At 68.1% G+C, this 14,036-nt stretch carries 12 protein-coding genes; 8 read left to right on the forward strand and 4 right to left on the reverse strand.

What is annotated here, in order from left to right; translation table 11 throughout:
- Positions 1–25 precede the first annotated feature (25 nt).
- The 3 genes from QXK92_RS15675 (at position 26) to QXK92_RS15685 (ending at position 3,767) form a co-directional block, all read left to right on the forward strand.
- A complete protein-coding gene (locus tag QXK92_RS15675) occupies positions 26–1,759 on the forward strand; it encodes an amidohydrolase family protein (protein ID WP_306242654.1) in 1,734 nt (577 codons plus the stop codon).
- A 76-nt stretch (positions 1,760–1,835) separates the two neighbouring features.
- Entirely contained in the window at positions 1,836–3,332 is a 1,497-nt protein-coding gene (locus QXK92_RS15680; protein WP_306242656.1) for a PPE family protein, read from the forward strand.
- A 21-nt stretch (positions 3,333–3,353) separates the two neighbouring features.
- Complete coding sequence (locus tag QXK92_RS15685) at positions 3,354–3,767, forward strand: pyridoxamine 5'-phosphate oxidase family protein (protein ID WP_306242660.1); 414 nt, start codon at positions 3,354–3,356, stop codon at positions 3,765–3,767.
- 1 nt (position 3,768) lies between these two features.
- Here the strand turns inward: QXK92_RS15685 and QXK92_RS15690 are convergent, their stop codons facing one another.
- Both QXK92_RS15690 and groL read right to left on the reverse strand, forming a co-directional pair.
- Positions 3,769–4,998: a TerC family protein gene (locus QXK92_RS15690; protein ID WP_306242666.1), complete on the reverse strand. Its 1,230-nt coding sequence runs from the start codon at positions 4,996–4,998 to the stop codon at positions 3,769–3,771.
- Positions 4,999–5,062: 64 nt separating this feature from the next.
- Positions 5,063–6,688: a chaperonin GroEL gene (groL, locus tag QXK92_RS15695; RefSeq protein ID WP_306242669.1), complete on the reverse strand. Its 1,626-nt coding sequence runs from the start codon at positions 6,686–6,688 to the stop codon at positions 5,063–5,065.
- 338 nt (positions 6,689–7,026) lie between these two features.
- Between groL and QXK92_RS15700 the strand changes: the two genes are divergently transcribed.
- Complete coding sequence (locus tag QXK92_RS15700; protein ID WP_306242671.1) at positions 7,027–7,521, forward strand: cupin domain-containing protein; 495 nt, start codon at positions 7,027–7,029, stop codon at positions 7,519–7,521.
- A 17-nt stretch (positions 7,522–7,538) separates the two neighbouring features.
- On the opposite strand, the gene QXK92_RS15705 is transcribed toward QXK92_RS15700, so the two are convergent.
- The gene (locus QXK92_RS15705; RefSeq protein WP_306242673.1) at positions 7,539–9,002 is read right to left on the reverse strand and encodes an NAD(P)/FAD-dependent oxidoreductase; all 1,464 of its coding nucleotides are present in this window, start codon (positions 9,000–9,002) and stop codon (positions 7,539–7,541) included.
- A gap of 54 nt (positions 9,003–9,056) precedes the next feature.
- Here QXK92_RS15705 and QXK92_RS15710 point away from each other — a divergent pair, with 54 nt between their 5' ends.
- The gene (locus tag QXK92_RS15710; protein WP_306242675.1) at positions 9,057–10,001 is read left to right on the forward strand and encodes an SDR family NAD(P)-dependent oxidoreductase; all 945 of its coding nucleotides are present in this window, start codon (positions 9,057–9,059) and stop codon (positions 9,999–10,001) included.
- Between the two features lies 1 nt (position 10,002).
- The gene (glp, locus tag QXK92_RS15715; protein WP_306242677.1) at positions 10,003–11,217 is read left to right on the forward strand and encodes a gephyrin-like molybdotransferase Glp; all 1,215 of its coding nucleotides are present in this window, start codon (positions 10,003–10,005) and stop codon (positions 11,215–11,217) included.
- On the opposite strand, the gene QXK92_RS15720 is transcribed toward glp, so the two are convergent.
- Positions 11,214–12,359 (reverse strand): MFS transporter, encoded by a 1,146-nt coding sequence (locus tag QXK92_RS15720; RefSeq protein ID WP_306242679.1) that lies wholly within the window; start codon positions 12,357–12,359, stop codon positions 11,214–11,216. The two genes, glp and QXK92_RS15720, sit on opposite strands and share 4 nt — an antisense overlap.
- A 127-nt stretch (positions 12,360–12,486) precedes the next feature.
- Between QXK92_RS15720 and QXK92_RS15725 the strand changes: the two genes are divergently transcribed.
- Positions 12,487–13,185 carry a phosphatidylserine decarboxylase gene (locus QXK92_RS15725; RefSeq protein ID WP_306242680.1) on the forward strand — a complete coding sequence of 233 codons (699 nt, stop codon included), beginning with the start codon at positions 12,487–12,489 and terminating at the stop codon, positions 13,183–13,185.
- The gene (gene pssA, locus QXK92_RS15730; RefSeq protein WP_306242681.1) at positions 13,182–14,036 is read left to right on the forward strand and encodes a CDP-diacylglycerol--serine O-phosphatidyltransferase; all 855 of its coding nucleotides are present in this window, start codon (positions 13,182–13,184) and stop codon (positions 14,034–14,036) included. The genes QXK92_RS15725 and pssA overlap by 4 nt, the downstream gene beginning before the upstream one ends.

The raw sequence follows: 14,036 nt of genomic DNA on the forward strand, positions 1-14,036 counted from the left end.
ACCGACACGGTCGTAGATTAATTAGATGACCTACGACCTTCTGATCCGCAACGGCACCATCGTGGACGGACTGGGAGGTGAACCCTACGTCGGCGACATCGCGGTGCAGGACGGGCTGATCGCGGCGGTCGGCGCCCTGAACGGCGCCGGCGCGACGAAGGAGATCGATGCGACCGGCCTGCTCGTCACGCCGGGCTTCGTCGACCTGCACACCCACTACGACGGCCAGGCCATCTGGTCGGACCGGTTGACGCCGTCCTCGGCGCACGGCGTGACCACGGTGGTGATGGGCAACTGCGGCGTCGGCTTCGCACCCTGCCGCCAGGAGGACCACGACGTACTCGTCGACGTGATGGCCGGCGTCGAGGACATTCCCGGGGTGGTCATGACCGACGGCCTGCCGTGGACCTGGGAGACCTTCCCGGAATACCTCGACGCGCTGGAGTCCGGCACGCGAGACATCGACGTCGCCGCCTACCTGCCACACTCTCCGCTGCGCGTCTACGTCATGGGCCAGCGCGGCGCCGACCGCGAGCCGGCGACCCCTGAGGACCTGGCCAAGATGCGCGCGCTGGCCACCGAGGCCATCGAAGTCGGGGCGCTGGGATTCGCCTCCTCCAGGCTCACCATCCACAAGACCGAGAGCGGAGCGCCGATTCCGAGTTATGACGCGGCCCGTGAGGAGATCGAGGAGATCGCGCGGGGCGTCGTCGACGGTGGCGGCGGCTTGCTGCAGTTCGTGCCGGACATCCCGGCCGGGGGGTACCAGCCGGTGCTGCAGACAGTGTTCGACGTCGCCGAGGACGTCGGGCTTCCGGTGACGTTCACGCTGGTGGTGGGCAACGCCGGGGATCCGACATGGCCGGACGCCATCACGATGATCGAGAAGGCGAACAGTGTCACCGATGAGATCCGGGTGACCGCGCAGTTGTTGCCGCGTCCGATCGGGCTGATCATCGGGCTGCAGCTGACGGCCAACCCCTTCGTGCTCTACCCGAGCTACCGCGAGATCGCGCACCTGCCGCTGGCCGAGCGGGTCGCCGAGATGCGCAAGCCCGAGGTGCGCGCCAAGATCCTGGCCGACAAGCCGGGCGCGGGTCATCCGATCCTCTACGTGGCCCAGATGTGGGACTGGATTTTCCCGCTGGACGACAACCCCAACTACGAGCCGGACCCGGCCGACAGCATCGGCGCGCGGGCCCGGGCCCGCGGTGTCAACCCGATGGAAGAGGCCTACGACCGGCTTCTGGACGACGACGGCCGGGCCATGTTGCTGGTCGCCACCAGCAACATGGAGGGCAACTCGCTGGACACCGTGGGCAAACTCCTGCACCGCGACGACGTGGTGCTGGGATTGGGCGACGGGGGTGCCCACTACGGCATGATCTGCGACGCCAGCTACTCCACTTACTTCCTCACCCACTGGGCGCGTGACCGTAGCTCGGGGCGATTCAGCGTGGCCGAAGCAATCCGTGAACTGACCTCGGTGCCGGCCCGCATCGCCGGCCTGGCCGACCGCGGTCGCATCGCCGTCGGCTTCAAGGCGGATCTCAACGTCATCGACCACGCCGGGCTGCGGCTGCACAAGCCGGTCATCACCTACGACCTGCCGGCGGGTGGACGCCGGCTGGATCAGACCGCCGAAGGCTACGTCGCCACCGTGGTCTCCGGAGAAGTGATCGCCGAGAACGGTGTGCCCACCTCCGCGCGCCCGGGCAAGCTGGTCCGCGGACGCCGGCCCGCGCCGGTTGCCGTCTGACGGGCCGCTGCGAATTAACGGTAGCGGGTTACCCGATACGCCCACGGTAAAAGGCTGTGCCGGGTAAGTTTGGGTGGTGACAAGCCCGCATTTCGCGTGGTTGCCGCCAGAGATTAACTCGGCATTGATGTTTGCCGGTCCCGGCGCGGGACCGCTACTTTCTGCTGCCTCCGCATGGGGCGGTCTGGCCGAAGATCTCGCTTCAGCGGTGTCGTCATTCAGTTCCGTCACCCAGGAGCTGACCAGTGGATCATGGCAGGGCGCCTCGGCGGCCGCCATGATGGTCGTCGCCACCCAGTACATGAGCTGGCTCAGTGCAGCCGCGGTTCAGGCCGAGCAGGCGGCCGCGCAGGCCGCCGCGACGGCGGTCGCGTTCGAGACGGCGGTGGCCGCCACCGTGCAGCCCGCGGTGGTGGCGGCCAACCGCGGTCTGGTGCAGATGCTCGCCTCGACGAACTTCTTCGGCATGAACTGGCCGGCCATCATGGACACCGAATCCGCCTACGAGCAAATGTGGGCGCTGGACGTGGCTGCCATGGCGAACTACCACTTCGACGCGTCGGCGGCGGCCGCTCAACTGGCGCCCTGGCAGCAGGTCCTGCGCAACCTCGGCATCGACATCGGCAAGAACGGCACCATCAACTTCGGCTTCGGCAACACCGGCAGCGGCAACATCGGCAACAACAACGCCGGCAACTACAACTTCGGTATCGGCAACAGCGGCAGCGGCAACGTCGGCGCCGGCAACAGCGGCAGTGGCAACCTCGGCATCGGCAACACCGGAAACAACAACCTGGGTCTGGGGAACTTCGGCAGCAACAACCTGGGCATCGGCAACACCGGTAGCGACGTCCTGGGCATGGGCCTCACCGGCGACAAGCAGTTCGGCTTCGGCGGGTTCAACTCGGGCAGCGGCAACACCGGATTCGGCAACTCCGGCACCGGCAACACCGGCTTTTTCAACTCCGGCAACGGGAACCTGGGCCTGGGCAACTCGGGCTCCCTGAATACCGGCCTGGGCAACTCGGGCAGCGTCAACACCGGGTTCAGCGGATCGATGGGCTACCTCGGCTCCGGACTGCAGAACGCCGGCCTGGGTGGCACCGGCCTGGAGGCGGGCCTGGCCAACTCCGCGCACTACGCCACCGGCGGCCTGGGCACGGCGGCGCTGAGTTCGGGGCTGCTCAGCTCGGCCCTGGCGAATACCGGCGGCCTGCACACCGGCCTGGCCGGAGCCTTGAACTCGGGCCTGAGCAGCACCCCGATGGTCGCCCCGGCATCCGCGCCGGCGGCAGCCGTCGACAGCGGCGCTCAGGGATCGGTCTCGGCCAACCCGACCAGCAGCCCGGCCGCCAACGCAGGCCTGCGGACCTCGGCCAGCACCCCGGTGACGGGCTTCGTCAACCCCAGCACCAGCGACCCGGGGGTGCGGACCACGCTCGGTCGCGAATCCGGCATCGGTGCCCCGAGCCTGCCCAACTCCGGCATTCCGAAGTCCAACTTCTACCCGGCGGCCGAGCGCGACACCGGCGACCAGAGCCGGGTTATCCAGTTCCCGATCCGCACCGAGTAGCCACGCGCCTATCCTCGATTCGTGGCTGCAAAGACCAAACCGGTCGACTTCCAGCGGTTGGCGGACACCCTGCCGGACTATCCGTTCGCCTATCTGATCACCGTGGACGACGACTACCGCGCGCATACCGTGACCGTTGAGCCGGTGCTGCGTGACCTGGCGGTGCTCGATGTCGGGCTGATCGGCGGGGGAACCCGGAACAACCTGGCACATCGCAGGGACGTCACGCTGGTATGGCCGCCGCCGGCACCGGGCGGCTATTCGCTGATCGTCGACGGCCACGCTGAGATTTCCGATGCCGGCGCCGACACGGTGCGCTGCGACGTGACCCCCACGCGCGCGCTGCTGCACCGCAATGCCGATTCTCCTTCGGCAGCCAAGGGCTGCCTGCACGACTGCGTCGTGTTCTCGCTGCCGGCCGACGCCGGGTCGTAGCCTACGAGGTCAGTCCCTTGCGGACGAACGGCTGGGCTTCGCCACGCTCGACGGCCTCGTCGTGTTTATCGGCCGCGCGGTCGAGCAGTTCCCGCAGTGCCGGCTCGTCCCGGACCAACTGACGGTACTTCGGCTTCATGTCCATGATCTGATCGCGCTCGGCAAGCAACTTGTTGAAGATGCGTTCGCGTTCCTCGGGGTCGTGGGTGTACTCCGAGTCCAGATAGGCCGTCGCGTGCCGGCGGGCGTTCGCAATCGCCGTCATCGCCTTGCCCTTGTTGCTCAGCAGGGAGGCCACCACGGTGACGATCAGGACACCGACGATCACGGTCAGCGACGTCCAGGTGCTGATCTCGATGACTTTCACCGGCTCACCGCCGTTGATGAACGGGACGTTGTTCTCGTGCAAGGCGTGCAGGATCAGCTTGACGCCGATGAGGCCGAGAATCCCCGCCAGTCCGTAGGACAGGTAGATGAGCCGGTCCAGCAAGCCGTCGACCAGGAAATACAGCTGCCGCAGACCGAGCAGTGAGAACGCCGTCGCGGTGAACACGATGTAGACGTGCTGGGTGAGGCCGAAGATGGCCGGGATCGAGTCCAGCGCAAACAGAATGTCCGTGCCCCCGATAGCCACCATGACCAGCAGCATCGGCGTCATCGCCCGCTTGCCGTCGATGGTGGTGAACAGCTTGTCGCCGTCGTAGTGCTCGCTGGTGCGGATCACCTTCTTGGCCAGCCGGATGACGAAGTTGTCGGCTTTGCGATCGTCGTCGTCGTGGTCGTTCTTCAGCACACTGCCCGCGGTGAGCAACAGGATCAGGCCGAACAGGTAGAAGACCCACGCGAACGCATTGATCAGCGCCGCGCCGAGAAAGATGAACCCGGTACGGGCGATCAGGGCGAAGGCGATCCCGAACAACAGCACCTTCTGCTGGTCCTCACGCGGGACCCGGAAGCTGGCGATGATCACCAGGAAGACGAACAGGTTGTCGACCGACAGCGCCTTCTCCGTGACGTACCCGGCGAAGTACTCCGGACCCGCCTCCCCGCTGCCGAACAAGAGCAGGCCGACGCCGAACAGCACGGCGACGCCCACGTAACCCGACGACCACAACGCGGCTTCCCGCAGCGTCGGGACATGCGCCTTGCGGACGTGGAAGACGAAGTCGAAGGCCAGCAGGCCCACGATCGCCACGATGGTCAGGGCCCACACCCAGTCCGGAACGTCCATGACTACCCCCTATCACACGAAAAAGCCCGGCTCCCTTGGAGGAGCCGGGCTTCTCGTTGACCTCTTAGAAGTCCATACCGCCCATGCCACCGGTCGGGTCGCCCGCCGGAGCGGCCGCCTTCTCCGGCTTGTCGGCCACGACGGCCTCGGTGGTCAGGAACAGGCCCGCGATGGACGCCGCGTTCTGCAGCGCCGAACGGGTCACCTTGACCGGGTCGGCAACGCCGGCCTTGAGCAGGTCCTCGTACTCACCGGTGGCGGCGTTCAGGCCGGTGCCGGCGGGCGAGTTGCGAACCTTCTCGGCCACCACGCCGGGCTCCAGCCCGGAGTTGAAGGCGATCTGCTTCAGCGGAGCCTCGAGCGCCACGCGCACGATGTTGGCACCGGTCGCCTCGTCGCCCGAGAGGTTCAGCTCGGCCAGGGCCGGAGCCGACTGCAGCAGGGCCACGCCACCACCGGCGACAATGCCCTCCTCGACGGCCGCCTTGGCGTTGCGGACGGCGTCCTCGATGCGGTGCTTGCGCTCCTTGAGCTCCACCTCGGTGGCAGCGCCGGCCTTGATCACCGCAACACCGCCGGCCAGCTTGGCCAGGCGCTCCTGCAGCTTCTCGCGGTCGTAGTCGGAGTCGCTGTTCTCGATCTCGGCGCGGATCTGGGCCACCCGGCCGGCGATGGCGTCGGGGTCACCGGCGCCCTCGACGATGGTGGTCTCGTCCTTGGTGATGACGACCTTGCGGGCCTTGCCGAGCAGCGAGATGTCGGCGGTCTCGAGGGACAGACCGACCTCTTCGCTGATGACCTGACCACCGGTGAGGATGGCCATGTCCTGCAGCATCGCCTTGCGGCGGTCACCGAAGCCGGGAGCCTTGACGGCCACCGACTTGAAGGTGCCGCGGATCTTGTTGACGACCAGGGTCGACAGCGCCTCGCCCTCGACGTCCTCGGCGATGATCAGCAGCGGCTTGCCACCCTGGATGACCTTCTCCAGCAGCGGCAGCAGGTCCTTGACGGTCGACACCTTGCTGGACACCAGCAGGATGTAGGGGTCCTCCAGGACGGCTTCCTGACGCTCGGCGTCGGTGACGAAGTAGCCCGAGATGTACCCCTTGTCGAACCGCATGCCCTCGGTGAGCTCGAGCTGCAGGCCGAAGGTGTTGGACTCCTCGACGGTGATGACGCCCTCGTTGCCGACCTTGTCCATCGCCTCGGCGATCAGGTCACCGATCGACTGGTCGCCCGCGGAGATGCCCGCGGTGGCCGCGATCTGCTCCTTGGTCTCGACGTCCTTGGCCGAGGAGAGCAGGGTCTGGGTGACCTTCTCCACCGCCTTCTCGATGCCGCGCTTCAGACCCAACGGGTTGGCACCGGCAGCGACGTTGCGCAGGCCTTCCTTGACCAGCGCCTGCGCCAGCACGGTGGCCGTCGTGGTGCCGTCACCGGCGACGTCGTCGGTCTTCTTGGCGACTTCCTTGACCAGCTCGGCGCCGATCTTCTCGTACGGGTCCTCCAGCTCGATCTCCTTGGCGATGGACACACCATCGTTGGTGATCGTGGGGGCGCCCCACTTCTTCTCGAGGACGACGTTGCGACCCTTGGGGCCCAGCGTCACCTTTACCGCGTCGGCGAGGGCGTTGAGGCCCCGCTCGAGGCCGCGACGGGCCTCTTCGTCGTACGCAATTGTCTTGGCCATTGCGAAGTGATTCCTCCGGATTGGGGATGATACGGGCTGACCAATGGTGGGCCACCCCGTTACTTACGCTGGCCGGGCGCAGTGCCCGCGACGGACGGTCACAGCGGTTTGTCGCTGGACCTCACCGTCCCGACCTAGCACTCGCCTATGTCGAGTGCCAACGTCATTATTAGCACTCGCCTATGCCGAGTGCAAGATCGCCCGGGGCGTGGACCGCCGCGTTCGCCGTGGGCTGAAGCGCCCGTTGTGAAGTACCCGACGCGTCACCGGCGTGGCGCGTCGTGAAATTCATGCTCGGCGGAGGGAATCCTGCCGCCCGCACGGGGCACACTGGAGCGATGTCCCTGGTAGTGCCGCCTTACCCCCCGCCGCGATACACCAAAGCGGAACCGGAGGTCAGCGCCTGGCTCAAGCGGGCCGACGAACCGCCGGACTATGAGAACTTCGGGGTCAAGTACCACTACCTGGCCAATCAGCAGGCCACCGACGGCTACTACGGCCTGTACCGCGTCGACATCGCTCCGGCCGGCGGCGGGCCGGGCCCGCATTTCCACCGTGCGATGTCCGAGGCCTTCTTCGTGTTGGCCGGCACCATGCGTCTCTACGACGGGCGAGACTGGGTCGACGCCCGCCAGGGCGACTTCCTTTACGTCCCGCCCGGCGGCATCCACGGGTTCCGCAACGAGATGGACGAACCTGCATCGATGCTGATGCTCTTCGCGCCGGGTGCACCGCGCGAGGCCTATTTCGAAGGGTTCCCGGCGCTGGCCGACATGACCGACGACGAGCGGCGCGAGTGGTTCGCCGCGCACGACAACCACATCATCGAGTAGCAGATACCCCGCGAGGGTCAACTCAGCAGATAGTCGCCGGCGACCATCGCGCGGGTGCGTTCGAAGAACGTCCGGCCGCTGAACGGAAGCTGGGTCACCACTTTGCCGCTGGGATGCCGGTAATAGCTGTTGCAGTTGGCCAGCCACACCTTGCCTTCCATGGCGGCCTGTAGTTCGTCGTTGTAGCGCCGCTGGGCGGCCTCGGTCACCACGACCGCGCGCGCCCCCCGCTGCGCGACTGTGTCCAGGATGTGCCGGATGAAGGTCGTCTGCGCCTCGTGGATGTACAGGATCGAATTGACCCCGTTGGTATTGGGCCCATAGAGGGTGAACAGGTTCGGATATCCGGCCACCATCGTGCCGAGGTAGGCCTCGGCGCCGTCACTCCAGTCGTCGCGCAGCCGGCGGCCGCCCTCGCCGTAGACGTCGATGCTGGCCAGGTAGTCGGCAGCCTTGAACCCGGTGCCGTAGATGACGGTGTCGACCCGGTGTTCGACTCCATCGACGGTGCGCACGCCGTGCTCGGTCAACTCGGCGATCGAGGTGGTCTCCAGCTCGACATGCGGCAGCGCGAAGGTCGGATACCACTCGCGGGACTGCAGCGGCCGCTTGCAGCCCACCGGGTAGTCCGGTGTGAGTTTGGCCCGCAACACCGGGTCCACCACTTTGCGCATCAGGTAGCTGCGCGCCAGCTCGGTCTGCTCGTGGGTCTGGGCCGCGTCGACGTCGAAGCTGGACGACTCGTAGGACGCAAAGGCCTCCTCGCGCAGCTTGCGGGCCTCGGCCGGATCGCGCTCGAACAGCTCGTGCTGCTCGGCGGTGAACGGGAAGTCGAAGCGTGGCGCGATCCAGATCGGGGTCCGCTGGAACACCGTCAGGTGAGCGGCCTGCGGTGCGATCGCCGGCACGTACTGCACGGCACTGGCGCCGGTGCCGATCGAAGCCACCCGCTCACCGGCCGTCGACCTGGTGTGATCCCAGCGGGCCGAATGGAACTGCCGGCCGCGGAACCGTCGCGCACCCGGAATGTCCGGCACGTGCGGAACGTCGAGCATGCCGACCGCGCTCACCACGTAGTCGAACTCGTGCTCGTCACCGTCCTCGGTCTGCAGCGTCCAACACCGGCCGGACCACCGCGCCGTGCTGATCGAGGTCCCGCACCGCAGGTGGGGTTCCAGCCCATGGTCGGCGGCAACCCGTTCGAGGTAGGCGAGGATCTCGGGCTGGTTCGCATAGGTCTTGCTCCAGCGGGGATTGAGCGCGAAGGAGAACGAATAGAGATGCGACGGCACATCGCAGGCCGCACCGGGAAAGGTGTTGTGCCGCCAGGTCCCGCCGAAGCCGTCGGCGCGATCGAAGATGGTGAAGTCGTATCCGCCGGCAGCGAGCTGGATGCCCATCGCGATACCGCCCGCGCCGGCGCCGATGATGCCCACCGACGGCCGGCCTGGGGAATGACGTTGGCGCATCCCGGTAACCACGTTCTCAAATGTACGTGCCGCCGCGCCGGGGTTGCGCGTGAGTATGTTCGGGCCATGGCTTCCAACAGCATTCAAGACCGCAAGTGGACGACCGCCGACATCCCGGACCAGAGCGGGCGCACCGTGGTCGTCACCGGCGCCAACACCGGGCTCGGCTACCACACCGCTGCCGCCCTGGCCTTCCACGGTGCCCACGTGGTGCTGGCGGTACGCAACCTGGACAAGGGCAACGCCGCGCTGTCCCGGATCGTCGCCGCCAAGAACGATGCTCAGGTCACGTTGACCGAACTCGACCTCAGCTCGCTGGCGTCGGTGCGCCGGGCGGCCGACGAGCTGCGCAGCGCCTATCCGCGCATCGATCTGCTGATCAACAACGCCGGCGTGATGTGGACGCCGAAGGAGCTGACCGCGGACGGTTTCGAGTTGCAGTTCGGCACGAACCATCTCGGGCACTTCGCGTTGACCGGGCTGCTGCTCGACCACCTGCTCGGCGTGCGCGACTCCCGGGTGGTGACGGTCAGCAGCCTCGGCCACCGTATGCGCGCCGCGATCCACTTCGACGACCTGCAGTGGGAACGCAGCTACAGCCGGATCGGCGCGTACGGACAGTCGAAGCTGGCCAATCTGCTGTTCACCTACGAGCTGCAGCGCCGGCTGTCGGCCGCCCAGCAAGCCGGGAAGGCGCACACCATCGCCGTCGCCGCGCACCCGGGCGGCTCGGCCACCGAACTGGCCCGCAACGTCCCCCGTATCCTGCGGCCACTCAACGCGCTCGCACCGTTGCTCTTCCAGAGCGCGGAGGCCGGTGCGCTGCCGACGCTGCGTGCGGCCACCGACCCGGCGGTCGAAGGCGGTCAGTACTACGGCCCGGACGGTCTCGGTGAGCAACGCGGGCACCCGATGCTGGTGCAGTCCAGCGCGCAGTCGCACGACGCAGAGCTGCAACGCCGGCTCTGGAGTGTCTCCGAAGAACTCACCGGCGTGAAGTTCCCGGTCTGACATGCGTTCCGTCACCGAGCATCAGCACGCGATCGCGCAGATGATCGCGGCCCGTCCCGCCGTCAACGCGGCCCTGACCGACGCCCTGGGCCTGGCGCTGGCCGGGGACGTCGTCGCGCCGTTGGCGCTGCCGGTCTTCGACAACTCCGCGATGGACGGCTATGCGGTGCGCGCCGAGGACACCGCGGGCGCGACGCCCGAGCACCCGGTGGTGCTGCCGGTCGCCGAGGACATCCCGGCCGGCCGCACCGACGAGCTGACCCTGCAACCAGGCACCGCGCACCGGATCATGACCGGAGCACCGCTGCCGGCCGGCGCGACGGCCATCGTGCCGGTAGAGGCCACCGACGGCGGCGCGCAGTCCGTGCAGATCCGGCAGCATTCCGAGGCCGGCAGACACATCCGCCGGGCCGGCGAGGACGTCGAGGCCGGCACCATCGTGCTCACGGCCGGCGAGGTGGTGACACCGGCCGCCCTCGGACTGCTTGCCGCGCTGGGGCTGGCCGAGTTGCCGGTGGTCCCGAGGCAACGGGTGCTGCTGATGTCCACCGGATCCGAACTGGTGGCACCGGGCACCCCGCTGCGGCCCGGACAGATTTACGAGTCCAACTCGGTGATGCTGGCGGCCGCGGTCCGGGAAGCCGGCGCCGACGTGGTTGCCACCGCGACCGCCGGTGACGACGTCGCGCAATTCACCGCGATCCTGGACCGGTACGCGGCCGACGCGGACCTGATCATCACCAGTGGAGGCGTCAGCGCCGGCGCTTACGAGGTGGTCAAGGACGCCTTTGGTCCCCACGGCGTGCAAGGCGGTGAAGGCGTGGCGTTCGTCAAGGTGGCGATGCAGCCGGGCATGCCGCAGGGCGCGGGTTTCGTGGCGGGCACACCGATCGTCACGTTGCCCGGCAACCCGGTCAGCGCGCTGGTGTCCTTCGAGGTGTTCATCCGGCCGGCGCTGCGCACGGCGATGGGGCTGCCGAACCCCGAGCGGCCGAAGCGGTCCGCGGTGCTCACCGAGGCGGTGACGTCGCCGCGTGGCAAGCGGCAGTTCCGGCGCGCCATCCTGGACGCCGCCGCGGGACAGGTCACCAGCTACGGCCCGCCGGCGTCGCATCACCTGCGCTGGCTGGCCTCCGCGAACGCACTGTTGGACATTCCGGAAGACGTGGTGGAGGTGCCGGCCGGCACCGAACTGCAGGTGTGGGACCTGAGCTAATTCCGGTGGAATTCGTCGGCCGCATCGAAAGCGGAGGTGGCCGCGATCGCCGCAGCGGCGACCGAGAGCACCACCGGAATGGTGACCAGTGCTGCCGAGAGACCGGCCCACTGAGCGAGGTGGCCGATCAGCGGCGGGCCGAGCAGATAGCCCACCCAGCCCGTCGCGGCGACCAGGGCGATCGCCGAGCCGCCGCTGCCGGCCGAATAGGCGGCGCTGAATGCCGTGGGCACCAACAGCGCGACCCCCGCCCCCACGCCGGCGAACCCGATCACGCTGACCACCGGATCGGCAGCGATGAGCGTGATGCTCATGCCGACGGCGGCGACCAAAGCCAGCGCCGGCAGCAGCCGGCGCGCCGGGACGCGGGCGTGCAGGCGCAGGGCACCGAACCGGATGACGACCATCGCCAGGGTGTAGGCCGCATAGCTCAGCGCTGACACCCCGGCGCCGGCGCCGACGACGTCGTGCACGTAGTTCGCCGACCAGTCGGTGGCGGCTCCCTCGCACAGGAACGACGCGAATGCCACCGCCGCCAGAATCGCCACCATCGGGGTCCAGGTGCGCCCTCGCCCTTCTGCTGCTGAGTCGACGTTGTCGTCGACGGTCAAGCGCAACGTGAGCGGCCCGACCAGCACCAGCACCACGGCCCCCAGCACCACAAGCTGTGGTTCGAGCCCGATGCCGACGCTGACGCAGGCCGCACCGATCAGCGCACCCAGCAGCGCACCCACGCTCCACATGCCATGGAACCGGGCCATGATCGGGGCGCGCGCCAGCCGCTCGACGGTGCCGGCCTGGGTGTTCATCGCGACGTCCAGCGCGCCCTGAAACCAGCCCCACAGCATCAGGCTCAGAAAAAGCCACCAGCCTGATGTGGCCAGCCCGACCGTCATCGCGGCGAACGCATAGCCGGTGAGCAGCCCGGGCACCAACCGGCGGCTCCCCCAGCGCGGCAGCGCCCAGTGGCTGCACAAGGTCGCCGCGACCGAACCGAGGGGCGCCCCGAACAACGCCGTTCCCAGTGCCCCGTCGGACAACCCGAGGGCCGCCTTGACCTGCGGGATATGGGCTGCCCAGGACGAGAACACCACGGCGTGAGCGACGAACGTCGCGGTAACGCCGATCTTTGCCCGGCGCAATGCCGCGGTATTGAGGCATGGGGTCGGAATATCGGACTCCTAGAAACAAGCAGGCTCGCTGTCTACTTTCCCTGCCCGGGGCCCAACGAACCACGCCGCCGATACACGCATACGTAAGATGACCCGCGTGGCACGACGCCCTGGCTCTTCTCAAGGTCCCGCTCACCTGATCGAGTTGGTGCGCGACACCGTTCCCCCGGTACACCCGGGCGGGCGGCCGTTCATCGGTGCGGGCCTGGCCCTGGCCGCGATCGGATACCGGCACCGGTGGCTGCGCCGGACCGGCCTGTTGGCGGCCGGCGCCTGCGCGGGGTTCTTCCGGCACCCGACGCGGGTGCCGCCCACCCGGCCCGGCGCCGTTGTCGCGCCCGCCGACGGCACGGTCTGCGTGATCGACACCGCGGTCCCGCCCGCCGAACTCAGCATGGGTGACGTGCCACGCCCGCGGATCAGCATCTTTCTGTCCATCCTGGACGTCCACGTACAGCGGGCACCGGTGAGCGGTGAGGTGATCGCCGTCCAGCACCGTCCGGGCAGTTTTCTTTCCGCCGATCTTCCCGAGGCCAGCGAGGCCAACGAGCGCACCAGCGTCCGCATCCGGATGGACAACGGCGAGGACCTGGTCGTCGTCCAGATCGCCGGTCTCGTCGCACGCCGCATCGTCTGCGACGCGCACGTCGGCGACCGGCTCGCGATCGGGGAAACCTACGGACTGATCCGGTTCGGCTCGCGGCTGGACACCTACCTGCCGCCGGGAGCCCAGCCGATCGTCACCCTCGGCCAGCGCACGCTGGGCGGCGAGACCGTCCTGGCGGAGCTCTCATGATCAACAAACCACGGGTCCGGCGCACCGAGGCGCTGCACCTGCTGCCCAGTGCCATGACCGTGCTGTCCATCTGCGCCGGCCTCACCTCGATCAAGTTCGCCCTCGACCACAAGCCGATCCCCGCAATGGCGCTGATCGCCGTAGCTGCCATCCTCGACGCGCTGGACGGCCGGGTAGCTCGCATCCTCGACGCACAGTCCCGGATGGGCGCCGAGATCGACTCGCTGGCCGACTCGGTGAACTTCGGCGTGACCCCGGCCCTGGTGGTCTACGTGACGATGCTGTCCAAGTGGCCGGTCGGCTGGGCGGTGGTGTTGCTGTATGCGGTGTGTGTGGTGTTGCGACTGGCCAGGTACAACGCCCAGCAGGACGACGGGACGCTGCCGCCCTATGCCAAGGAGTACTTCGTCGGAATGCCCGCCCCGGCCGGCGCGGTGTCGATGATCGGGACGATCGGCCTCAAACTGCAGTTCGGCGAGGGGTGGTGGACGTCCATCTGGTTCCTGGGCCTATGGATCACGGGAACCTCGCTGCTGATGGTCAGTGCGATCCCGATGAAGAAGTTCCACACCCTGGCCGTGCCGCCGAACTGGGCGGCCCCACTGCTGGCGGTGCTGGCCATCGCCGCCGCGGCCGCGGTGCTGGCGCCCTATGTTCTGATCTGGATCATCATCATCTCCTACGTGTGCCACATCCCGTTCGCGGTGCGCAGCAAGCGCTGGCTGGCCAAACACCCGGAAGCGTGGGAAGACGACAACAAGCAACGACGCGCCGCCCGGCGCGCGACCCGACGCGCCCAGCCGCACCGACGGTCGATGGCGCGGCTCGGGTTGCGCAAGCCGGGCAGGTGA

This window comes from Mycobacterium sp. TY815, assembly GCF_030755135.1.
Classification (GTDB): Bacteria; Actinomycetota; Actinomycetes; order Mycobacteriales; family Mycobacteriaceae; genus Mycobacterium.